Here is a 21,732-nt window from a genome sequence, read left to right on the forward strand (position 1 = left end):
CGACGGCGAACCGACTGCGCATCGAGCCGTGCGTATTGCTGAAGTACGGCGAGCTGGCGCTCAAACGCGGCAACCGGCAATGGTTCGAGCGGCATCTGGTCCGCAACCTCAGATACGCGTTGGCCCGCGGTTTGGACCCGGCTCCGCAGGTGCGATTGCGGCGACGCAGCGGGGTTCTGGTGGTGTCCTCGCCAACCTTGGCCCAGGGGGATGTGCTCGCGCGGGCGCGGGACGTCATCGGCATCAGTGTCGTGCAACCGATGTGGCGGGTGCCCAAATCGGCTGTCATGGCTCAGGCCGCCGCGGTGAGGCTGCTGCGCCAACACGTCGCCGCGTCAGCCACAGCCAGTTTCGCGGTGCGCTGCCGCCGGCGCGACAGGCGTTTCGGGCTGACCTCGGAGCAGCTGGCTGCCCGCATTGGCGCGCAAATATGTGCCGAGCTCGGCTGGCCGGTCGACTTGGACCACCCGGACGTGGAGCTGACCGTGGAGGTCGACCGGCGTGAAATTTTCCTCGGCGTGGAGCGGCACCGCGGTCAAGGCGGGTTGCCGGTCGGATCGAGCGGTCATGCCCTGGTGTTTCTTTCCGGCGGGATCGACTCGCCGGTCGCGGCCTACCGCGCGCTGCGCCGTGGTCTGCGCTGCGACTTCCTGCATTGCACGGGCGCCCCCTACACCGACGCGACGTCGACGTACAAGGCTTATGCGTTGGCGCGTCAGCTGAGTCGGTTCCAGCCCGGCTCGCGCCTGTACGTGGCCGCCGTCGGACGCGCCCAGCGCACGTTGGCCACCAGTGGTGCCGGTGAGGCGCAAATTGTGGCGCAGCGGCGACTGTATCTGCATCTGGCCGACGCGCTGGCTCGCCGTATCGGCGCGCAGGCCCTGGTCACCGGTGACAGCTTGGGGCAGGTGGCCAGCCAAACCTTGTCGAATCTGGCGGCCGCCGATCAGGCCGCGGGCATGCCGGTGCTGCGACCCCTGCTCGCCTTCGACAAGCTCGAGATTCTCGAGGAGGCACGACGGATCGGCACCGCCGACATCGCCGCCCTGCCGCATCAGGACTGCTGTCAGCTTTTCCAGCCCCGCCGGGTGGCCACCTACAGCGATGCCGGGCGACTCGCTGAGATCGATGCTCGCGCCGACCTTGACGAGCTGGTCGATAATGTGTTGAGCCACGTCCAAGAATTCGATCTCGATTCCTGCGGGGGAAGCGCTTCGACCATGGCGACGCACGACGCAACTACCGCGGTAAAGGACCAGTGATAGACATCGATAGCAAGCGGCGCGGCCGCGACCAGATTTGCGCCCTGGTCGCGGCGCACGGCGCGTTCACGCAGGCGGCCGTCGAGGCGTCACAGCTGATGAGGGCCAAGGGGCGAAGCAAATTCGCCGCGCACCTCGACTCACACCGTGCCGAGCTCAATGTCGCCATTGGCGAGTTCGGCCTGTGGGCCGAGAGTTTCGGCGATTGGGCACGGGTGGACGTCGGCCTCGCGATACATCCGCCGTCGATAACCAGGCCCACCGATCTGGTCGCCGGTGACCGGATCGGAGCGGATTTGCTCTCGTCGCGGGAAAATCTGAAAAGAAGGCGTGCCGAGTTACTGGCCGAGGTGGGCAAAGCGCGCTTCGTGCTCACCGACGCCGGTCTGCCGGGCGAAGAAATCACCGCCTATCGCCGCATGGTGCGGTTATGGGCCGGTGAGGCAATCGATTTGGTCACCGGAGTTCATCGGTTGACGCTGGCCGACCAGTACATTCGCTGCCTGAGCCGGTTGCGCGCTGCCCAGCAGGCATTGCCGGCGGCGCCCCAGACCGGCGCGGTATACGTGCGGCAGTGGATGGACGACCTCGAGGAGGTTGACCGGGAAGGCGAGCTGGCGCTTGCCGAAACGTGCGGTTATGGCGACTTCGTGGAGTGCTACCGCATTACTGCGGTGCGGCAGAAGCCTTTTAGCGACAATTAGCCGTCGTAGCCGGGATGGGCGACGGCCAGCCGATGCCGTACCAGGGTCCGCAGACACGGCATCACCTTCTCGGCCTCGTCGTCCAGCTCGCCGGCCCGGATGGCCGCCGCCAGCTGGGCTTCGTCGTCGAAGCCCAAGGCCGTCAGCGCCTCGGTGACGGCGTCGAGCGAGTCGACGAGGAGTTCACGCTCGACGATGCGCAACGCGTTGGCGGCCACCCTGGCATGGAAGTTGACCTGTCCCGTAGTCGCCTCTCGCACATGGGTTTCCAGGAACTCGGCGACTGCCGCCACCAGTTCGGCAGCGGTGGGGCGACCGTGCGGGCCGGTCACGGCGCGGCTCCGTCGAGCAGTGTGAGCAGGTCCCACTCGGTCTCGCAGACCCGCCGGCCGATCGTCGCCAGCTCCACCGACCGGGCCTGCCCGCTCAGGTGTCGCTCGGCCTGGTACCGACAGATCACGCCCCAACGCAGGGTGGCCAGCACCAGCCACCAGTGAAACGCGTTGCGGTCAACCGTAGTCCCACTGGCCTCCTCGTAGGCACGAAGAAAGCTCTCGATGCTGCCCAGTCCGCCCGCGGCGCGGCTGGCCGGCGCGCCAAATCGCCAGGCGCGGATGCAAAACCAGGCCAGGTCCTCATACACCTCGCCGAAATGCACGAGCTCCCAGTCGAGTACGGCAGCCAAGTCGGACCCGTCCACGATCAGGTTGCCCATCCGGTAGTCGCCGTGCACCAGCCGCGCCGGTGACGCCTCCGGCCGGTGTGCATAAAGCCAGCGAAACGCCCACTCCAAGGTGGCGGTCGTATCGCCCATGGCGTCGAGGCGGTCGCGCCACTCGCCGAGCTGATCCTGCGTTTGCAGTGTTGCGTCCTGCGGGTCGGCCCGGTGAATCGCCGCCAGTGCTTGCGCGCACTGGTGCAGCAGCCGCTCGCGGCCCTCGTCGTTCAGTTGGCGGTCGATGCGCCGCACGATCGTCTCGCCCTTGATTTCGTCACAGATCAGAAACGGATTGCCCAGCGCCGCAGCGGAATTAGACGCAACCAGAATATGCGGGACCGGTGCACCGGCCGCCCCGGCGGCGGCCTGGACGTTGGCCTCGAGCTCCATCGGGGCATGCACGTCGTCGGGCGGTCCGATGCGCAGGATCAGTGACCGGCGCGCGTCGGGTGCGACGGCGTCGAACGCCCAGGTGCTGCGGCTGGCGCCACCGGTAAGTGCCCGCAGGTTCTCGATCGCGACGCCGGCGCCGAGTTCCGCCCCGACTACTCGGGTCAGCGCCGCGGACAACTCGTCGACGCCGGTCACTTTTTGCCGAACTTGAACAGCCGCTGGGCCACTCGGCGGATCTGGATCTCCTCGGCGCCTTCGGTGATCCGGTAGCGGCGGTGGTGGCGGTAGATGTGTTCGAACGGCTCGTGACGGCTGTAGCCGAGTCCGCCAAAGATCTGCATGGCGCGGTCGGCGGCGTCGCACACCAGCCGGTTGGCGCGATAGTTGGCCATGGATACCTTGTCGGAGACTTCGAGGTGGTGATTGCGGTCCAGGTGCCAGGCCGCGTAATACACCAGCAGCCGCACCATTTGGGCTTCGGTCTGCAACTCGGCCAGCGGCCACTGCACTGCCTGGTTGACCGACAGGGGCTTGCCGAACACCGTGCGCTTGCCGGCGTAGTCGGCGGCGCGGTCGATGCAGTACTGGGCGGCGCCCAGGCTGCTGGCGGCCTGCCGAATCCGGTTCTCGTGCAGGAAGGTCTGCGCCACCTCGAGGCCGCGGTCCACCTCGCCGACCACGGCGTCGTCGGGGACCCGGACATCGTTGAGTTCGACTTCCCCGTGGTCGCTGGGCATGTTGAACGTCCACCAGTAGAACGGGACCGTGAAACCGTCGGCGTCGGTGGGCACGAGGAACGCGGTGATGCCCGTGGCCTGGCCGGGCTCCCCGGAGGTACGTGCGAAGACCAGGTCGTGGGTGGCCCGGTGCACGCCGGTGTTGAACCGCTTGGCACCGTTGATCACCCAGCTGTCGCCGTAGCGTCGGGCGCGGGTCTCCAGCCAGGTGGCATCGGAGCCGTGCGCAGGTTCGGTGAGCCCGAACGCCATCGAACGTTCCCCGGTGATCAGTGCCTCCGACCAGTCCCGGCGCTGCGCGTCGGTGCCGAACCGCTCCATCATGATCACCTGCGGGAAGTTGCCGACGATCGACGACTCGTCCTGCAGGTCGTTGTGCAGGCCAAGCCCCTTGGCCGCCAGGTGTTCCCGAATGACGGCCATGTCCAGGTTGGTCCCGTCGCGCCCGCCCAGCGAGGACGGCAGCCCGTAGCGCAGCCAGCCCGCCTTGTCCGCTCGGCGGCGCATCTCGGCGAGCAGGTCCTCCCAGTCGCGGCGCGGGATGCCGCCGCCCTCGACGTCGGTGCGGGCGAACTCGCGCCGGTGGTCGAAGTACTGCATGTTTTCGGCCTGCAGCGGCGCGATCTCGGCCTCGATGAAGGCGTCCATCTCGGCAAGCAGCCGCGGAAGGTGTTCGGGCAGGGTGAAATCCACTCTGATCTCTCCTCAGGTGCCGTAGAGCGTTTTCTTCCAGATCGTCGACAGGGTGGCGATGGCATCTTCGTCGCTCATCTCCAGGCCCAGTCCCGACGGGCCCACGAATACCGTGGTGAAGTTCTCGAACAGCAACGCGATCGCCGCAGCGGTGTGCTCGGGATCGAGGTCGGCGGCGTAGCCCTGCTGTTGGGCGCGCCGCACCGAGGCGGCTACGATGTCCATTCCGAAACGCCGAAACTCGTTCTGAACGGCGGCGAACCGTTGCTGGGTGGACGCCAACTGCGCTACCGCGATCATGATGCCGATGTTCTGCTTGAACATGTTCCAGTAACCGGTCACCACCGAGGTGAAAAACGCAGTGTCGTCGGGGGAGTCCGGCAACGAGACACTCAGCCCGGACGGCGCGACTACATCGTGCAGAAACGATTGCGCCAGCGCGGCCAGCAGGTCCTCTTTGTCGGCGAAATACCGGTAGAAGACTGCCGACGACTTGCCGGCCGCGGAGGTGATGTCGGCCAGGGTGGTGCCGTGAAAGCCGCGCTCGGCGAACAGCTTGCGCGCCGCCTGCTCTATCGCCTGGCGCGTCTGGCGGCCCTTTGGACTAAGCGCGTGCTCAGTGGCCATTAATCCGTTTCCGATCACCGGCCCGCAGCAGTGCGCCGGGAAGGTCGTGTCCGACCGCCGATCTCGCAACGTCGGCAGCGGCGATCGCCTTTTGGAGGTCGACGTCGACGTCGATTCCGCTGTCCGTCAGAAGGTAGACCAGATCCTCGGTGGCGATGTTGCCGGTGGCGCCCGGCGCGAACGGGCAGCCGCCCAGCCCGCCGACCGAAGAGTCGAGTCTGCTGACCCCTGCAGCGACGGCCGCGTAGGCACTGGCCAGCCCGGCACCGCGGGTGTTGTGGAAGTGTCCGCCGAGCGGCAGGTCGCCGATGACCGGGCGCAGCGCCGCGATCAGCGATGTGACCCGGCCGGGCGTGGTGGTGCCGATGGTGTCGGCGACCGACAACCGGTCGACGCCGTATTCGCGTGCCGCCGAAGCGATGTCGACGACGCGCTGCGGCGGAGTGGGACCGTCGAACGGGCAGTCCCACGCGGTGGCGATGATGACTTCGACCAACACGTCGGCCGCGTGGGCGATGGTGACGATGTCGGAGATCTGCGCGGTGGCCTCGGCGGCCGAGCGCCCGACGTTGACCTGGCTGAACGCATCGGAGGCCGCCACCACATACTCGATCGCCGGCAAGCCGGCGGCGACCGCTCGTTTGGCGCCGTTGGGGCTTGCCACCAGGGCCGAGAAGTCGATGTCGGGGAAGCGGTGCAGCTCTGCGGCCAGCTCGGCGGCGTCGGCCATCGACGGCACCTTCGACGGCGACACGAACGCGCATGCCTCGATCTCGCGGACCCCGGTGGCGGCTATCGTCTCCAGTAGTTCCAGCTTGGCGGACAACGGGATTGGCTGCTCGATCTGCAGCCCGTCGCGCAGCGCCACCTCACGGATGGTCACATGGCTCATAGCGCCCCCTCGGCGCGCAGCGCCTCGAGTTGTTCGGCGGTCTTGCCGAGCAACCCAACGTAGACGTCGTCGTTATGCTGTCCGGGGCGCGCCGGGCCGGCGTTGCGGATGACGCCCGGGGATTCGGAGAACACCGGCACGATCCCGGGCCCCAGGACAGGCCTGTCGACTCGCTCGTCCCAGTGCTCGGCGATCATACCCCGCGCCCGCAGTTGCGGGTCTTCGACGACCTCCGCGACGGTGTTGATGTGTCCGGCGATAACGCCTGCGCTGCTGAGGGTTTCGATGATCTCGCCGGGCTGTCGCTGCGCAGCCCAGTCGCCGATGATCTTGTCGAGCTCGTCCTGGTTGCGGCCGCGGGCGCCGTGGGTGGCGAACCGCTCGTCGGCGGCGAGTTCCGGGCGGCCCATCGCCTGACACAGCCGGGCGAACACGGTGTCCTGGTTGGCGGCGATCACCACCCAGCTGTCGTCGGCGGCGCGGTAGATGTTCGATGGTGCAATGCCCTCCAGCCGAGTGCCCGACGGGCCGCGCACCACGCCGCCGACATCGTAGTCGGGGATGGTGGATTCCTGGATGGCCAAACAGGATTCGGTTAACGCGACGTCGACCACCTGGCCTTCGCCGGTCACGCCGCGGCGATACAAGGCGGCCAGCGCCCCCTGGGCGGCGAACATGCCGGCCAGACTGTCGCCTAGCGACAGCGCCAGTCGGGGCGGCGGACCGCCGGGAAAGCCGTTGAGGTGACGCAGCCCGCTGGCCGCCTCGGCCACCGAGGCGTAGCCGGCCTTGTGGGCGTCCGGACCGGTCTGCCCATAGCCGGAGACCCGCACCAGGATGATGCCCCGATTACGTTGGCGCAGCACGTCGTAGCCCAGGTTCCACTTCTCCAGGGTGCCCGGACGGAAGTTCTCGACCACGATGTCGGATTTCTCGACGAGATCGAGGAACAGCTCACGCCCGCGGTCCTTGCGCAGATCGAGCGTGACGGCTTTCTTGTTGCGGGCGTGCACGGTCCAGAAGAAGTGATGCCCGTCGAGTTCGGCCTGGCCCCACGTGCGCAGCGGGTCGGGGCTGCCCGGCGGCTCGATCTTGATGACGTCCGCGCCCATGTCGCCGAGCAGCCGGCCGGCGAACGGGCCGGCGATCAGAGTGCCCAGCTCGAGCACCCGGACACCTTCCAGCGGTCCGCTCACTCGGCCTCCGCGAAGTCGTGACGCACCAGCCAGTCGGTGACGATGTCGACGGCCTGGCGCAGCTTGTCCCGCTGGTCGGGTCCTGCGTAATAGTGAGTGGCGCCGGGGATTTCGTGCATCTCCTTGTCGGGATGGCCGATCGCCTCGAACAGCCGCCGGGTGTGGCTGGGAGTGCAGGCGTCGTCGGCGAGGTTGCCGATCACCAGCGCCGGCACGGCGATGTCGCGCCCGCACGTCACGCCGTCGCCGTTGGCGTCGTCGTAGCTCCATTGCGACAGCCAGCTGCGCAGCGTGCAGAACCGGGCCAGCCCGACGGGTCCCATGTTCACCACTTGAGGCTCGCCCAGATAGCAGGTTCCCGGGGTGCGTTCGTTCGGATCGACGGTGGGATCCAGCCAGCGTGGGTCGGCCATGGTGCCGTGCACGACGAACGCGAACTCGTCGTTCGGGCGGCCGGCTGCCTTCAGTTCGGCCAGTTTGGCTTTGACCCACGCGGTGATGCGGCGGTTGCGGTCGATCTGCGCCTGCCGGTAGCGGGCCAGGAATTCCGCGCTGTAGGGCGGTTGGTTGGGGTTGTCCGGGTTGTAGAGGTCGAGTTCCGGATCACGCTTGGTGGGGTCGGACTCGTCGAGGATCGACGCGTCGAGCCATTCGGTCAGCGTGCCGTGCCGGCTGATGTGCGCCGCGAGCAGCATGATGCCGTCGGCGGCGGGCAGGTCCAGCTGGGTGAGGTCGGGGCCGTCGCCCGACGGGCTCGACGTCACGGTCGCATGCTGGGCCTGTTGCTGGTAGAACAGCGACAGCGAGCCGCCGCCGCTCCAACCGGCCAGCACCACCTTCTCGTAGCCCAGCCGCTCCTTGGCGTCTTTGATGCACTCGCCGAGATCCTGCACCACTTTCTCCATCAGCAGCGCGGAGTCGGTGCCGCGAAATCGGCTGTTGCAGTAGATGACATGATGTCCGGCGCGGGCCAGCGCGTTCATCATCGGCAGGTAGGCGCCGCCGCCAATCGGATGCATGAACACCAGCACGGTGTCCGACGGCTTGGTACGCGGCTTGAGCAGGTGACTCTCCAGCACCACCAGCTCGGCGAGGCCGCCGTAGACGTCGCGCACTCCGGAATTGTTCTGGAAGGCAACCAGATACGGGATCCGGTCGTATTCGTGGCGGACTCGGGTGCTTTGCGTCATCAGTGTTGTCCTAGGTCGTGCGCCAGCACTTCGGCCGACGGGGTGAGGCGGCGGCGGGTGTCGACGGCGATCACCTGCCAGTCGACGCTGTCAAAGTCGTCGAACTTGCGGCGCGCACGTTCCCGCGCCTTCTCCGGCGCGCCGTGGTGGACGCCTTGCGGCGCATGGGAAATCAGGCCCGGCGGCATCGGTATGCCGTAGAGGGACCCGCCGTGGAAGAAGGCGATCTCGTCGTAGTCGACGTTGCGGTGATACCACGGTGTGCGTTCGGTGCCGGGCACGCCTTCGGCGGGTTTGGGCAGGAAGTTCATCACGTAGACGCCGGTGGCCTGCATGAATAGATGCACGGTGGGCGGCAGGTGCACGCTGTCGGAGGTGACCACGTTGTAGTCGGCGATGTTGAACGTGAACGGGAAGTTGTCGCCGCGCCATCCCTCGACGTCCAGCGGATTGTGTTGGTAGTAAAGCGTTGTCGGGCCGCCGTCGTGGGTCAGCCGCACTTCGTATTCGTCGCGGCCGTCGTCGTCCAGTGGCGTCGGTTCGGGGATGGTGGCCTGCGACGGGTCGAACGGGAAGTGGCGGCCCAGCGGGCCCGGCGGTGGGACGCGGAACTCGTCGGTGGCCTCGATCATCAGCAACGTGGTTTCGCTGTTGGGCAGCTGGCGCCACGTCGTTGCCTTCGGCAGGTAGACCCAGTCGCCCTGGCGATAGGGCAGTGGACCGAATTCAGTCTGCAGTTCGCCGGCGCCGGTGTGCACGAAGCACAGCAGGTCGCCGTCGACGTGGCGGACGTAGAACGGCATTGGTTCGCCGCGGCGTGACAGCGAGATGCGGCAGTCGGGATTGGAGAACATCAGCAGCGGCCCGCCGTCGGCGTCGGTGGCGTCGCTCGGTTTGAGTTCGCTCGTCAGCACGTCGATCGGCCGCAGTGGGCCTTGCACACGGTAGGCGGTCGGGTCGTGGCGGCGATACATGTTGGCGGTGCGCCCGGTGAAGCCGCCGCGGCCGAGTTCGTCGTCCTTCAGGCCGTCAAGATCAGCGTGCAGCCGTCGCGGCGTCCTGCCTTTGCGCAGGTGGACGAAGGATTCCATCGGTGACTCCCCGGGTTGCCCTAGAACTGAAAATAACGTTACTTTTCCTTTTGCTCCTCCACAATTCTGCCACGTTCGCGAATGTGCAGTTTCATACGCGACACGCGGACCGGAGCGTATGGATTTGCACACTCGACGAACGTCCGGTCGTCTAAAAGCTGCCGGCCACCCGCACCACGGCTCGGCCGGAGAATGCGCCGGCCCGCACCTGGTCGATCACGTCGATTACGTCCTTGACGTCGACGTCTGTGGTCATCTCCGCGAGATGACGCGGCCGCAACGAATCGCCGAGGCGCGCCCACAACTTGCGGCGTGGGCCGATCGGCATCTGCACGGAGTCCATGCCGAGCAGGGCAACGCCGCGCAGGATGAATGGCATCACGGTGGTGTGCAGGGCGGCGCCGCCGGTCAGCCCGCTGCAGGCCACCGCTCCGCCGTAGTCGACGGCGCTGAGCACGTCGGCCAGCGTCGCACCGCCCACACAGTCGACGCCGGCGGCCCAGCGTGCCTTGGCCAGCGGACGCGGCTTCGCCTCCGGATCTGTCGGCAGTCGACCGATAACCTCTGCCGCGCCAAAGCGTTTCAGCCGCTCCGCCGCCTCGGCCTTTCCGCTGGAGGCCACCACCTGATAGCCGGCCCCAGCCAGCAGATCGACGCTGATGGTGCCGACGCCGCCGCTGGCCCCGGTCACCACGACCGGCCCGGCGTCGGTGGCCACACCCCAATCGATGAGCGCCTGCACGCTCATCGCCGCGGTGAAACCGGCGGTGCCGATTGCGGCGGCGTCGTACGGGCTCAGCCCGCTAAGCGACACGACCTGGTCGGCGGGCAGCCGGGCGTATTCGGCGTACCCGCCGTGGTGGCCGGTGCCGATTTGGTAGCCATGGGCGAAAACCACGTCGCCGGCGTTGAACTCCGGCGACCCCGACTCGACGACCTCGCCGGCCAAGTCGATGCCCGGTACGACCGGATAGTCGCGGACCACGCCGCCGCCCGGCGTCAGCGCCAACGCGTCTTTGTAGTTGACGCTGGAATACAGCACACGAATGGTCACGTCGCCAGGTGGCAGGTCAGCAGCGCTCAACGTTTCGACGGCGGTGGTGATCCGATCTCCGTCCTTGCGCGCCATCAACGCCTGAAAGGTCTCCATCTGCTCGACGCTAGCGCTTTGTGCTGCGGCGCAACTTTGCGAGGCCGTCGACGATGAGCTGGAGGCCGAGCGCAAATTCGTCGTCCAATGGCACTGGCAGGTGGTCGGCCACGGTCAGGGTCGCGGGAAAGGCCCGCGGGTCCAGCGTGTCGAAGTGGTCGGCCAGCTTCGCATCGTCGAATTCGTGGCTCGCAAGCTGGATCGCGAAGCCCAGTACATAGCGGGCCAGGGTCGCATACGAGCGCGCCGCGAGCTGCGGCGTGAACCCGTTGTCGAGCAGTACCGCCAACAATCGTTCGCGCTGAGCCATGGCGTTAGGGCCGATGGGCGCCTGCGCGCTCAGCAGCGGTGTCACGTTCCGGTGGCGGCGGAACACCTCGAACATGGCTCGCGCGAAAGACTCGCAGGCCCGCTGCCATCCCTTCGCCGCGAGCTCTTCGGTGTCGAATTCCACCTCGCCGAACACGCGGTCCACGACTCGGGCGATCACTTCGCCCCGGTTGGCGAAGTGGCGATAAAGCGTGGCCGTCCCCGACTCCAGCCGCTGGGCAAGCGTTCTCATCGACAATGCGTCGGCGCCTTGCTCATCCACGATCTGTAGCGCCATGTCGACAATCCGATCGGCGGGAATCGGCGGGCGCCCCGGGGAGCGACGAGCCTGTGCGGTGGTCACCGGCCCAGTATTGCGGCTCTTGACAGCAGGCGCAATATCGGCAACACTGTAGCCAATATGTCGGGGTCGACGCTGAGAGGACGCTTGTCATGCTGTTACCACTTGCCACGGAGCCATTCACCGCTCCGACCGATCGCGAGATGCTCCCTTCGGAGCGGCGCGAATTCGTCCGCACTCATCGCACGTGCGTGTTCGGCTACCGCCGCAAAAACGATGGCCCGGCCATGTCGGTCGTGTACTACGTTCCCACCGACGATGACGAGTTGCTGGTGTCCACAATGGGAGGACGCGGTAAGGCGCGCGTGATCGCTCGGGACGGCAAAGTGAGTCTGTGCGTACTAGACGAACGTTGGCCCTTCGCCTATCTGCAGGTGTACGCCGACGCAGTGATCGAGCGCGACCGCGACCTCGTGGTCGATGTGATGATGGCGGTCGCCGGACGGATGTCGGGCCAGCCGTTGCCCGATGAAGGCCGTCCCGTCGTCGAGGCGATGGCCGAGAAGGAGGACCGCGTGGTCGTTCGCTGTCGGCCCTACGCGACATTCGCGCAGCCGCCGCGGCACCTCTACCGCAATGATCAGGAAGAGCAGATCACCCATTGGATTTCGGGCACTGTCCCCTGGGACGCGCCAGACCCGGACTAAGGCGGCTTGCCCGTGATCCGCACCTTGTTGCGTGGAGCGCAGGTGATCACCATGTCACCGGGCAGGCCCGACGCCGAAGCCGTCGATGTCCTCGTCGAGGGCGACCGCATCGTCGAACTCGCTGAGCAGATCGACCGGCCCGAGGCGGAAAGCGTCGATTTGTCGGGGCGCATCATCATTCCCGGGCTGATCAATGCACACCTGCACACGTGGCAGAGCGCCCTGCGCCTCGCGGGCGCCGACTGGACCCTGCTGGAATACCTGCACCGAATGCATGGCGTCGTCGCCCCGCATTACACCCCGGCTGACATCTACATCGGCAATCTTGCTGGGGCACTGAACCAAATCAATTGCGGTACTACGACGCTCGGGGACTGGTGTCATAACAACCCCACACCTGAGCACACCGATGCCGCCGTAGAAGGGCTGCGGGAGTCCGGGATTCGCGCCGTCTTTTTGCACGGCACACCAGGTCGAGCACCGGACGTCCCCCATCCGTTGGCTGAGGTTGACCGGCTGCTTGACCGCTCGGCCCGGGCGCACGAGTTGCTCACCGTCGGGATGGCGATCGCGGGACCGCAACACTCGACTTCCGATGTCGCGGTGGCCGATTTGCGTGCCGCCGGTGAGCGCGGCCTCGTCGCGTCGATGCACCAGAGCGGCGGCGAGCCGGCCGCCGCATGGGAAGCCGTTCGGAGCGCCGGACTGTTCGGGCCGTGTACCAACGTCGTGCACGGCGCTGGCCTGAGCGACGATTGGGTCGCCACATTAGTGGAGGCCGGCGTCAGCTTTACCACCACGCCGGAAAACGAACTCAGCCACGGCCATTGCTCGCCGATCACGGGACGGCTGCTGCGCCTTGGCGCTGCACCATCGCTGGGTACAGACACCGATACCGCGGTATCCGGCGAAATACTCACTGCCGCAAGGATCGCACTGGCCCATCAGCGTGACCTCGACCACGCAAAACACCGACATGCAAGGGGCATGATGTCGCCGACGGCGTCGGTCACCGGTAAGCAGGCGCTGGCGTGGGCGACGGTCGAGGGAGCACGAGCACTCGGTCTGGCCGATAAGGTCGGCCATCTCGAGCCAGGCATGCAGGCAGATCTTGTCGTCATCGACGCCCGCGCGCTGAACCTCTGGCCCGTACACGATCCCATCGCTGCCGCACTGCACGCGGGCCTTGCCAACATCGAAGCGGTGATGGTCGCCGGCCGATGGCGTAAACGGGATCACGCGCTGATCGACGTCGATCTCGACCACGTCAAGAACAAGCTGAGGGAATCGGGTGCACGGCTCGCCCGCGAGCTCATGAGGTACTGAGCCTCAAGGCAATATGACGCGCAGCCGCTCCCAACCGCGGACGGTCGACGTCGGCGCAAGCTGCGCTGTCTCGTAGTCGATGTCCCATTCCGGCCAGCGATTGAGCAACTCGTCGAGCGCGACCCGGCCTTCCAGGCGGGCCAGGTTGGCGCCCAGGCAGTAGTGCAAGCCCTTGCCGAAGGTGAGATGCGAACCGTCGTTGCGGTGGATGTTGAACGTGTCGGGGTCGGTGAACCGGCGGGAGTCGCGGTTGGCCGCACCGAACAGCAGCAGCATCGCGCTGCCGGCCGGCACCGTCGTGCCGTAGCACTCGAAATCCTTTGCCATCCAACGGGCGACGTGCGGGCCCGTCGGCTCGAAGCGCAGCGTCTCGTCCACCGCCCGATTCAGCAAAGACCGGTCCTCGAAGACGTCACGGCGTTGGTCGGGGTGCTCGGCGAACACCTTGGCCAGCCAGCCGATGAGCCGTCCGGTGGTCTCGTTGCCAGCCCCCGCGACGACCTGGGTGTAGCGCAGCACCTCGTCGCGGGTCAGCTTGCGGGTCACGCCGTGCTCGTCTTCGAATTCGACGTTGAGCAATGCGGTCATCAGGTCGTCGGAAGGATTCCTGGCGCGCCAGTCGATGTAGTCGGAGTAGATGCGCCCGTCGGCGATCTTGTCAGCGTCGACCACCTTCATCGGCGCGCCCGCCTTCGTGCGCAGGTTGGCGTCGTTGGCATCCCGCACACTGATCTGCTCGTCTTCCGGGATGCCCAACAGCATTCCGATCACCCGCATCGGCATCATCGCGGCCAACTCGGCGATGATGTCGAAGCCGCCCGAACCGAGCAGCGGATCAAGGCAGCTCACACAGTATCGGCGAATCTGGTCCTCGATCGCCGCCATCCGCCGCGGGGTGAACACCCGCGACATCAGGCCGCGCAGCATCGTGTGCATCGGCGGGTCTTCGAACATCATGACGCCGGGCGGCATGTCGAAATCGGACTGGATGAGCTCGAGGATGTCGCCGCGACTGTTGGAGAACGTCTCCCAGTTGGCCAGCGCCTTCTCGACGTCGGAATGCCGTGACAGTGCCCAGAAGTCGTAACGCTCGTTGTAATAGATCGGCGCCTCTTCGCGAAGCCGCGCATACACCGGATAGGGATTGGCGACAATGCCGACGTCGTAGGGGTCGTAGTAGACGTCGGTCTCGTGGGAGATGGTCATATGCACTTCTCCTGTAACCAGGTTACCGAGGTAGCCTACCTGTTTCCGTCAGTCCGCCGGGGTGAACTCGATGTGCAACTCGGTCAGTCCGCGCAGCAGGAAGGTCGGGGCGTACTGGTATTGGCGGTTGTCAGCCGGGCCGTGCTTGGCCTCGCTGATCACGATGTCACGGGTCCGGTCCAGGAGCCGGTTGATGGTGACCTGCCCTTCCACCCGTGCAAGCGGCGCACCCGCACAGGTGTGAATACCGCGCCCGAAGGCGATGTGCTCGCGTACGTTCTTGCGGTCGACCCGAAATTCGTTGGGGCTGTCGAACTTCCGCGGATCACGATTGGCTGCGCCTAAACACAACATGAGCACCGTGCCGGCTGGGATATGCACCCCGCCCAGCGTGGTGGTCTTGCGGGAGAGCCGGAAGTCGACCTTGGTGGGGCTCTGCATGCGCAGCGCCTCTTCGATGAACGGGCCGACGAGGTTCCGGTCAACGCGCAGGCGCGCCTGCAGCTCGGGCTGGTCGCCCAGCACCTGTACTGCTGAACTCAGGAGCTTGGTCACCGTCTCTTGTCCAGCCGCGAACAAGAAGGTGGCCGGCCTGACGACCTCCAGCAACGGCGGGGTGGAGCCGTCGGGATACGTGGCGGTGGCCAGACCGGTGAGCACATCGTCGCGGGGCCGTTCTCGGCGTTCGGCGATGTAGCGGCTGAAGAGGTCGTCAAGGTACTGCAGGGGATTGCTGCCGACGGGCTCGTGATCGAGGGCGCCGACCCTGGTCCCGGGCGCCGTCCCGGCGCCGAGATTGCGGCGGATCTCCGCCCGATCCTGGTCGGGCACCCCGAGCAGGTCGGCGATTGCCAGTGTCGCGAACGGCTTGGCGTACTCGCCGAGGAATTCGCATCGGCCGTTCCCGACGAACTCGTCGATCTGCCGGTCGGCCAGTTGCCAGATGTAGTCCTTGTTTTCCTGCAGCCGGCGAGGCGTCAGCAGGCGGCCCAACAGAGACCGCGCCTTGTCGTGCTCGGGCGGGTCCATGACGACCATGTGCTCGAAGATCGGAAATTCGTGACGGTGCGCTTCGATCTGGTCGCTGATGTCGTCACCTTCCGGGGCGAACGGCAGCGGCGGGAACGGGCCGCCGATCGCGTTGACCGCGGAGAACGAGTCCACGTCTTTGAACGCGGCCTGCACTTCCTGGTAACCGGTGACGGCCACCACCCCGTAGTGCGGCTCACGGAACACGGGCCCCTGGGCGCGCAAATAGTCCCAGTATTCGTACGGGTCCTGCGCGACGTCGGCGTCGGTGAAGTAGTCGACATCGGCCAGATCGGTCATGAGCTCAAACCCTTCCTCGCGCCGTTGACTGATCGATCGACCAAATTGTTAGGATGAGGTATGCCTACCACGGATCGCAGCCGACGGTCAAGCAAATCCGCGGGTCCGCGGAGCAAGAAGAATGGCGAGGCCGGGACCCGCCGCAAGCTGATCGAGGCGACCGCCCGGGTCATGCGCGAAGAGGGTTATGCCGCAGCCACTTCCCGTCGCGTCGCCGCGGAGGCTGGTGTCAGGCAAGCCTTGGTCTATTACTACTTCCCGACGATGGACGACCTGTTCGTGGAGGTGCTGCGCACCGGCGCGGAGGCGGCGTTGACACGGATGCGCGCCGTGTTGACCGACGACGATCCGATCCGGGCGCTCTGGCTGCTGAACAGCGATCCCGCCGCGACAACGCTGAACGCGGAGTTCATGGCTTTGGCCAACCACCGCAAGGCAATCGGCGCGGAACTCAAGGCGTATGCCGAACGCGTGCGCGACATCGAGACGGCGGCCGTGACGATGGTACTGCGTGCTAACGGCATCGATCTGGCCGAGTATCCGCCCGTGGCGATCTCGATGCTGATCGCGCAGACCGCGCGCAGCCTGTGCAACGAGAGCGCCGTCGGTGTCACGCAGGGCCACGACGAGTTACGCGCGTTCGTCGAACGCCGGCTGGACCTACTCAAGGCGGCCGCGCCCGCATCGGCACATAGTTGACACTTCGGCCGATTAGTGCGACGCTTCCTGATCGATCGACCAACAAATCAGTGAGGTGCAGTCATGGGTGGACGAGTCGAGGGCAAGGTTGCCTTTATCACCGGCGCGGCCCGCGGGCAAGGACGCAGCCATGCGGTGCGCCTCGCCCAGGAAGGCGCCGACATCATCGCGGTCGACATCTGCAAACCGATCAGCAGCAGCAACGAGATTCCGCCGTCTACGCCGGATGACCTGGCCGAAACCGCTGACCTCGTCAAGGGGCTCGACCGGCGCATCGTGACCGCCGAGGTCGATGTCCGTGATTACGACGCGCTGAAAGCAGCGGTGGACAGCGGCGTCGAGCGGCTGGGCCGGTTGGACATCATCTGCGCCAACGCCGGGATCGGCAACGGCGGGCAGACCCTGCACAAAACCAGCGAAGACGACTGGCGCGACATGATCGACGTCAACCTGTCCGGAGTCTGGAAAACCGTGAAAGCAAGTGTCCCACAACTGATCTCCCAGGGTCAAGGCGGCTCGATCATCCTGACCAGTTCAGTCGGCGGACTCAAGGCCTACCCGCATACCGGTCACTACATCGCGGCCAAACACGGGGTGGTGGGCCTAATGCGGACCTTCGCCGTGGAGCTTGGTCAGCACTTCATCAGGGTCAATTCCGTTCACCCCACCAACGTGAACACGCCAATGTTCATGAACGAGGGGACGATGAAGCTGTTCCGGCCGGACCTGGAAAACCCCGGCCCCGACGACCTCAAAGTGGCCGCGCAATTCATGCATGTGCTGCCGATCGGTTGGGTCGAGCCGGTGGACATCAGCAATGCGGTGTTGTTCCTGGCGTCCGACGAATCCCGTTACATCACCGGCCTTCCGGTCACCGTCGACGCAGGCAGCATGCTCAAGTAGCGGGCATCTCGGTTTCGTCGAGCACGCGTCGTTTCTGCTCGGCGACGACCTGGCTGAGGTGCATCGCTTTGGGCCATCCGTAGTAGGCAGCGAAATGCAGTGCCACTTCGTCCATTTCGTCGAAGCTGACGTCCTTGCTCTTCAGCGCGGCGTAGACGTGAGACATGATCGGAATCGGCGCGTCCTGAATAGCCACGCACGCCACCGTGATCAGCCGGCGTTCCTTCATGCCCAAGCCGGGCCGCAGCCACATTTCGCCGAAGACGAAATTGAGGATGCCCGCTCCGGAGTACGGGTTGTCGCGTGGCGGCACATAGGGCACGCAGTTGATCTCCCGGAACGAGTGTTCGCCGCCGGCTAGCCGCGCCTCCGGCTCGCTCGGCGTGGACAGCGGCAGCAGCGGTTCGGCGGGCGGCACCGGTAGCCTGCGTTCGCGGTGAATGCGGTCCCACTGCGCGTCGACGGCCATGTTGAACCGAGATGCCTTGGGCCATCCGGCGTAGACGGCGAAGTGCAGGACGGCTTCCCGCATTTCGGTGATCGAGAGGTCACCGCTGTTGAGCGCCGCGTAGACATGCTGGTCGAGCGGTTCCTGGGCGTCGGCGGCCGCGACGCAGGGGAGGGTGACGAACCGGCGGTCGCGGCGGCTCAGTCCGGGCCGCGACCAAACGTCGCCGAAGACGAAGTCGACCAAACCGGTTGCCGTCGCGCTGGAATCGTCGGGCGGCGGAAATGTCATCACCTCGGCGAACTGCCGTCTGCCGCGCTGACTGCGTTCCGTCGTCATCTGAGGGTGACGCCCGCGTCGACTTTGAACTCGAGCCCCGTGACGTATCGGGATTCGTCGGAGATCAAGAACAGCACCGCGTTGCTGATATCGATGGCTTCGGCCATGACAGCGGGCAGTGCGTTGAGGAAGATAGGGACCAGGTCGGGCCGCTCTTCGCCGAGCAGGCTCTGAAGCGACTGCGGTCGCATACCCGTTTCGACGCCGGTCGGATGCACCGTGTTGACCCGGACATTCTGTGCGGCAAGCTCATTGGCCAACGCGCGGCTCAACCCGACCACGCCGTGCTTGGAGGCGGTGTAGGGCAGGTGCAGCGGTGTGCCTTTGAGGCCGGCCGACGAGCTGATGTTCACCAGGCTGCCGCCGCGATCGACAAGATGCGGAAGTGCTGCGGCGCAGGTGTTCCACGTCCCGATCAGGTTGACGTCGACGACGGTGCGCCACTGTTCGGCCGTCGTCTTGTTCCAGGTTCCCACCGTCAGCACACCGGCATTGGCCACCGCGCCGTCCAACCCGCCCAGTTCGGCGACCGCCTCGTCGACGGCCGACACCAGCGCTGGCGCGTCGCGCACGTCGACGATCTTGGTGACGGCGCGGCGGTCATGCTTCTCGACGAGTCTGGCCGTCTCCCCGAGGTCTTCTTCGGAAGCCAGCGGGTATTCCACTTCCGGTATCGGCGCGCAGAGGTCGACCAGAATGACGTCGGCGCCTTCCTCGGCGAGGCGTACAGCATGACTGCGGCCCATACCGCGCGCCGCCCCGGTGATCAGGACCCGCTTGCCGGCTACCCGTCCGGTGCTCATAGCTTGTTGCAGAAGCCGGCGTCGACGGGGAAGGTCACCCCGGTGACGTATTTGGCCTCATCGGAGACCAGGTATGCGATCGCCGCGCTGATGTCCTCGGGCTCCAGCATTTCGACCGGCATTGGATTTTGCAGGTGCGCACCGCCTTCGGGATAGTTTTCGAGGAATTCGGTCATCGCCGGATTGATGGCCATCATCGTGCGTACTGCGGTGGGATGGATCGTATTGACCCGAATACTGAAGGGCGCCAACGTGTTCGCCAGTGTCCGCATCAAGCCGACTATCCCGTGTTTGGACGCGGCGTATCCCAGCCCGCCGCCCTGCAGGCCCCCGAAGCCTCGCAGCCCGGCTGTCGAACTGGTGAATACGATTTCGCCGCCATGTTGCCCGGCGAGCAGATGTGGGATGGCCGCCCACGCAGTGTGGTAGGCGCCGTCGAGGTTGACCCCGATCGCCGCCTTCCATTGCGCCAGTTCCTCCTCGATGCTCAGCTCGCGAAAGGCCACCGGCGCGATACCTGCGTTGGCGCACACGATGTCGAGTCGACCGAAATGCTCGACGCCGGCGTCCAGCGCCGTCTTGACCTGATGGAAATCGCGAACGTCGGCGACGGTGCCCAGCATCTTGCCGCCCTCGGCCTCCACTAGCCCGATGGTTTCGTCGAGTTCCTCGCGGGTGGCCATCGCGTAGTGGTTGGCTTCGATGTCGGCACAGATGTCGATGCCGATGATGGCGGCGCCGTCGCGGGCCAGCCGGACCGCATGGCTGCGTCCCTGCCCGCGCGCGACGCCGGTAATGAAGGCGACCTTGCCGTCCAAACAACCCATCGGGCCTCGCTTCGTTGCGTTTCGGTAACCTGGTTACCGGTGTAGAGTAACCTGGTTACACCATGAGGGGCAAGGGTTTTTCACGTGACGAGCACCGAAGCGACAACCGACGAGGTCACCCAACCCCAGGACCGGGTGCTCGACGTCGTCGTCGACATCTTGGAGACCGACGGGTACGACGCGGTTCAACTGCGCGAAGTGGCGCGCCGCGCCCGAATGTCGTTGGCCACCATCTACAAGCGATACACCACCAGAGACGAACTGATCCTGGCCGCGCTGCAGCGCTGGATGGACGAGAACCGCTACGCCGGATTAACCGGGCAAACCCATGACGCGGACGAGTCGATCTACACCGGCTTGATGCGGGTGCTGCGCACGATCTTCGAGCCGTGGGAGCGTCACCCCGGCATGCTCGAAGCGTATTTTCGCGCGCGGACCGCGCCCGGCGGTCAAAATCTGGTACGCCGCGGCTTCGACGCAGTGGTTCCGGCGGCGATGACGGTGCTTGCCGACGTCGATGCCGAGCTGGTTCAGGATCTCGACACCGTCCTGTCGAGCCTGGTGCATGGCCTGATCGGACGCTTCGCCACCGGCGAGATCGCTATCACAGACATCGTGCCGGCGCTCGACCGCGCGGTATTTCGATTGACCGCAGGATATCAGACCTAGTCCGACTAGACTAAGTCCAGTACACTCTCACTATGTCGTCTGTCAATATCCACGAGGCGAAGACTCACCTGTCGCACCTGCTTGCGCGCGTCGAGAATGGCGAAACAATCACGATCGCCCGCGCCGGCAAGCCGATCGCCGACCTCGTCCCGCACACACGTGCCGACATTGCCTTTGGCGCCCTAACCGGCCGGCTCGACTACGACGCGGATCATTTCGACGACACCGACAGTGATCTCAACGCGCTGTTCGGCATCGAATGAGCGGTCTCTTGCTCGACACTCACGTCGTACTGTGGCTGCTCGACGACAGTCCGCGGCTGGGTAGCGAGGCGCGGGATCGGATAACCAGAAGCGCAGCTGTGTACGTCTCTGCGGCGAGCACGTGGGAACTCGCCATCAAGGCGGCCATTGGCAAGCTCACGCTGCCCGACGATCTCGACGACGCCATCGATCGATCCGCCCTGCGGGACTTGCCGGTTACGCGGCGTCACACGCTCGCGTCTGACCTGACGGCGCTGCCTCACAAGGATCCCTTCGATGCAATCCTGGTGGCGCAGGCGGATGTTGAGCGGCTGACGCTGCTCACTGCCGATGCGAAGCTGCTGAACGCGCTACCGGACGCCGTCGACGCCAAGCTCTGACCGGTTGCCGGTCATCGCCGAGCGGATCACTTCGAGGTCGTGGTCGTCGATCTTGAACACCCCGAATCGGAACTTGTAGCCCCACCGGGCTTTGTCTTCGATGAAGTCGAGTTGGTCGATCAGCGGCCGGATCGGTGTCTCGGTGCAGTCGAGGAAGTCGACGTTGCGACGCCAGGGTTCGAAGTCGGGCGTTATCTCCGCTTGATATGGCTCGTCATCGGCGACTTGGCCGATGGCGGTGAAAGACTGCAGCGGCTCACCGTCGGGGTAGGCGGTCTTCGGTGAATAGAAGATGATCCAGTCACCTCTAGCCATCTTGCGAAGCATGTGCGGTTTGCCGTGGTTGGCCTGGGTGAAGCGACCGCGCACCCCCTGTTCGACATGGTCACGGCTGACCGTATTGATCCAGTTCGTCATGACCGCATGCTAAGTGGGCCGACCGACAGAACCGCGCCGGTTGTCCTGGGGCTGTGGATAAGTCACGGCCCGGGCTAGGTGGCGGGGGAGAGAACTCTGGAAATAGCGCCGGATGACTCGCATCGCCGACGGTCACGTAGTTGAGGTGCACTT

The 21,732-nt window shown here is 65.8% G+C and carries 25 protein-coding genes; 9 read left to right on the forward strand and 16 right to left on the reverse strand.

Annotated elements, in window-relative coordinates; translation table 11 throughout:
- The first annotated feature begins 14 nt into the window (after positions 1-14).
- Positions 15-1,262, forward strand: coding sequence for a tRNA uracil 4-sulfurtransferase ThiI (thiI, locus tag AWC14_RS03500; RefSeq protein ID WP_045379920.1), 1,248 nt, complete (start codon positions 15-17; stop codon positions 1,260-1,262).
- The gene (locus tag AWC14_RS03505) at positions 1,259-1,966 is read left to right on the forward strand and encodes a hypothetical protein (protein ID WP_142281542.1); all 708 of its coding nucleotides are present in this window, start codon (positions 1,259-1,261) and stop codon (positions 1,964-1,966) included. The genes thiI and AWC14_RS03505 overlap by 4 nt, the downstream gene beginning before the upstream one ends.
- Here AWC14_RS03505 and AWC14_RS03510 read toward each other — a convergent pair.
- The 10 genes from AWC14_RS03510 to AWC14_RS03555 form a co-directional block, all read right to left on the reverse strand.
- Positions 1,963-2,298, reverse strand: a complete 336-nt coding sequence (locus tag AWC14_RS03510; RefSeq protein ID WP_045379780.1) for a DUF6285 domain-containing protein — start codon at positions 2,296-2,298, stop codon at positions 1,963-1,965. The two genes, AWC14_RS03505 and AWC14_RS03510, sit on opposite strands and share 4 nt — an antisense overlap.
- Complete coding sequence (locus tag AWC14_RS03515; RefSeq protein ID WP_045379777.1) at positions 2,295-3,272, reverse strand: phosphotransferase family protein; 978 nt, start codon at positions 3,270-3,272, stop codon at positions 2,295-2,297. The genes AWC14_RS03510 and AWC14_RS03515 overlap by 4 nt, the downstream gene beginning before the upstream one ends.
- Positions 3,269-4,507: an acyl-CoA dehydrogenase family protein gene (locus tag AWC14_RS03520; RefSeq protein WP_045379774.1), complete on the reverse strand. Its 1,239-nt coding sequence runs from the start codon at positions 4,505-4,507 to the stop codon at positions 3,269-3,271. Before AWC14_RS03520 ends, AWC14_RS03515 begins: the two co-directional genes overlap by 4 nt.
- Positions 4,508-4,519: 12 nt before the next feature.
- Complete coding sequence (locus AWC14_RS03525) at positions 4,520-5,134, reverse strand: TetR/AcrR family transcriptional regulator (protein WP_045379771.1); 615 nt, start codon at positions 5,132-5,134, stop codon at positions 4,520-4,522.
- Positions 5,124-6,026, reverse strand: coding sequence for a hydroxymethylglutaryl-CoA lyase (locus tag AWC14_RS03530; protein WP_045379768.1), 903 nt, complete (start codon positions 6,024-6,026; stop codon positions 5,124-5,126). Before AWC14_RS03530 ends, AWC14_RS03525 begins: the two co-directional genes overlap by 11 nt.
- Positions 6,023-7,222, reverse strand: a complete 1,200-nt coding sequence (locus AWC14_RS03535; RefSeq protein ID WP_045379765.1) for a CaiB/BaiF CoA transferase family protein — start codon at positions 7,220-7,222, stop codon at positions 6,023-6,025. The genes AWC14_RS03530 and AWC14_RS03535 overlap by 4 nt, the downstream gene beginning before the upstream one ends.
- The gene (locus tag AWC14_RS03540) at positions 7,219-8,412 is read right to left on the reverse strand and encodes an alpha/beta hydrolase (RefSeq protein ID WP_045379762.1); all 1,194 of its coding nucleotides are present in this window, start codon (positions 8,410-8,412) and stop codon (positions 7,219-7,221) included. Before AWC14_RS03540 ends, AWC14_RS03535 begins: the two co-directional genes overlap by 4 nt.
- A complete protein-coding gene (locus AWC14_RS03545; protein WP_045379760.1) occupies positions 8,412-9,503 on the reverse strand; it encodes a homogentisate 1,2-dioxygenase in 1,092 nt (363 codons plus the stop codon). Before AWC14_RS03545 ends, AWC14_RS03540 begins: the two co-directional genes overlap by 1 nt.
- 151 nt (positions 9,504-9,654) lie before the next feature.
- Positions 9,655-10,653, reverse strand: coding sequence for an acrylyl-CoA reductase family protein (locus AWC14_RS03550; RefSeq protein ID WP_045379758.1), 999 nt, complete (start codon positions 10,651-10,653; stop codon positions 9,655-9,657).
- 10 nt (positions 10,654-10,663) lie between these two features.
- On the reverse strand, positions 10,664-11,260 hold the full coding sequence (locus tag AWC14_RS03555) for a TetR/AcrR family transcriptional regulator (RefSeq protein ID WP_081968172.1): 597 nt from the start codon (positions 11,258-11,260) through the stop codon (positions 10,664-10,666).
- Positions 11,261-11,415: 155 nt separating this feature from the next.
- Here AWC14_RS03555 and AWC14_RS03560 point away from each other — a divergent pair, with 155 nt between their 5' ends.
- Positions 11,416-11,970, forward strand: coding sequence for a pyridoxamine 5'-phosphate oxidase family protein (locus AWC14_RS03560; RefSeq protein WP_045379753.1), 555 nt, complete (start codon positions 11,416-11,418; stop codon positions 11,968-11,970).
- 12 nt (positions 11,971-11,982) lie between these two features.
- Positions 11,983-13,296: an amidohydrolase family protein gene (locus tag AWC14_RS03565; RefSeq protein WP_045379750.1), complete on the forward strand. Its 1,314-nt coding sequence runs from the start codon at positions 11,983-11,985 to the stop codon at positions 13,294-13,296.
- Positions 13,297-13,299: 3 nt separating this feature from the next.
- Here AWC14_RS03565 and AWC14_RS03570 read toward each other — a convergent pair whose 3' ends face one another.
- Positions 13,300-14,502, reverse strand: a complete 1,203-nt coding sequence (locus tag AWC14_RS03570) for a cytochrome P450 (RefSeq protein ID WP_045379747.1) — start codon at positions 14,500-14,502, stop codon at positions 13,300-13,302.
- A 48-nt stretch (positions 14,503-14,550) separates the two neighbouring features.
- Entirely contained in the window at positions 14,551-15,831 is a 1,281-nt protein-coding gene (locus AWC14_RS03575; protein WP_045379744.1) for a cytochrome P450, read from the reverse strand.
- A gap of 147 nt (positions 15,832-15,978) precedes the next feature.
- On the opposite strand from AWC14_RS03575, the gene AWC14_RS03580 reads away from it, so the two are divergent.
- The gene (locus AWC14_RS03580) at positions 15,979-16,530 is read left to right on the forward strand and encodes a TetR/AcrR family transcriptional regulator (RefSeq protein WP_235215932.1); all 552 of its coding nucleotides are present in this window, start codon (positions 15,979-15,981) and stop codon (positions 16,528-16,530) included.
- Positions 16,531-16,593: 63 nt separating this feature from the next.
- The gene (locus tag AWC14_RS03585; protein WP_045379738.1) at positions 16,594-17,433 is read left to right on the forward strand and encodes a mycofactocin-coupled SDR family oxidoreductase; all 840 of its coding nucleotides are present in this window, start codon (positions 16,594-16,596) and stop codon (positions 17,431-17,433) included.
- On the opposite strand, the gene AWC14_RS03590 is transcribed toward AWC14_RS03585, so the two are convergent.
- From AWC14_RS03590 to AWC14_RS03600, 3 genes are read right to left on the reverse strand one after another with little or no spacing between them, the layout of a single operon-like run.
- Complete coding sequence (locus AWC14_RS03590; protein ID WP_045379735.1) at positions 17,426-18,220, reverse strand: carboxymuconolactone decarboxylase family protein; 795 nt, start codon at positions 18,218-18,220, stop codon at positions 17,426-17,428. The genes AWC14_RS03585 and AWC14_RS03590 overlap by 8 nt on opposite strands.
- Positions 18,217-19,023 carry a mycofactocin-coupled SDR family oxidoreductase gene (locus AWC14_RS03595; protein ID WP_057003268.1) on the reverse strand — a complete coding sequence of 269 codons (807 nt, stop codon included), beginning with the start codon at positions 19,021-19,023 and terminating at the stop codon, positions 18,217-18,219. The genes AWC14_RS03590 and AWC14_RS03595 overlap by 4 nt, the downstream gene beginning before the upstream one ends.
- Complete coding sequence (locus AWC14_RS03600; RefSeq protein ID WP_045379732.1) at positions 19,020-19,850, reverse strand: mycofactocin-coupled SDR family oxidoreductase; 831 nt, start codon at positions 19,848-19,850, stop codon at positions 19,020-19,022. Before AWC14_RS03600 ends, AWC14_RS03595 begins: the two co-directional genes overlap by 4 nt.
- An 84-nt stretch (positions 19,851-19,934) precedes the next feature.
- Here AWC14_RS03600 and AWC14_RS03605 point away from each other — a divergent pair, with 84 nt between their 5' ends.
- The 3 genes from AWC14_RS03605 to AWC14_RS03615 are packed head-to-tail and all read left to right on the forward strand — an operon-like array spanning position 19,935 to position 21,162.
- Positions 19,935-20,519: a TetR/AcrR family transcriptional regulator gene (locus AWC14_RS03605; RefSeq protein ID WP_045379729.1), complete on the forward strand. Its 585-nt coding sequence runs from the start codon at positions 19,935-19,937 to the stop codon at positions 20,517-20,519.
- A 32-nt stretch (positions 20,520-20,551) separates the two neighbouring features.
- Entirely contained in the window at positions 20,552-20,782 is a 231-nt protein-coding gene (locus tag AWC14_RS03610; RefSeq protein WP_045379726.1) for a type II toxin-antitoxin system Phd/YefM family antitoxin, read from the forward strand.
- 8 nt (positions 20,783-20,790) lie between these two features.
- Positions 20,791-21,162 (forward strand): type II toxin-antitoxin system VapC family toxin, encoded by a 372-nt coding sequence (locus AWC14_RS03615; protein WP_235215927.1) that lies wholly within the window; start codon positions 20,791-20,793, stop codon positions 21,160-21,162.
- On the opposite strand, the gene AWC14_RS03620 is transcribed toward AWC14_RS03615, so the two are convergent.
- Positions 21,133-21,579 (reverse strand): EVE domain-containing protein, encoded by a 447-nt coding sequence (locus AWC14_RS03620; protein ID WP_045379720.1) that lies wholly within the window; start codon positions 21,577-21,579, stop codon positions 21,133-21,135. The genes AWC14_RS03615 and AWC14_RS03620 overlap by 30 nt on opposite strands.
- Between the last annotated feature and the right edge of the window lie 153 nt (positions 21,580-21,732).

The sequence above is a fragment of the Mycobacterium kyorinense genome (genome assembly GCF_002101735.1).
GTDB classification, from domain to species: domain Bacteria; phylum Actinomycetota; class Actinomycetes; order Mycobacteriales; family Mycobacteriaceae; genus Mycobacterium; species Mycobacterium kyorinense.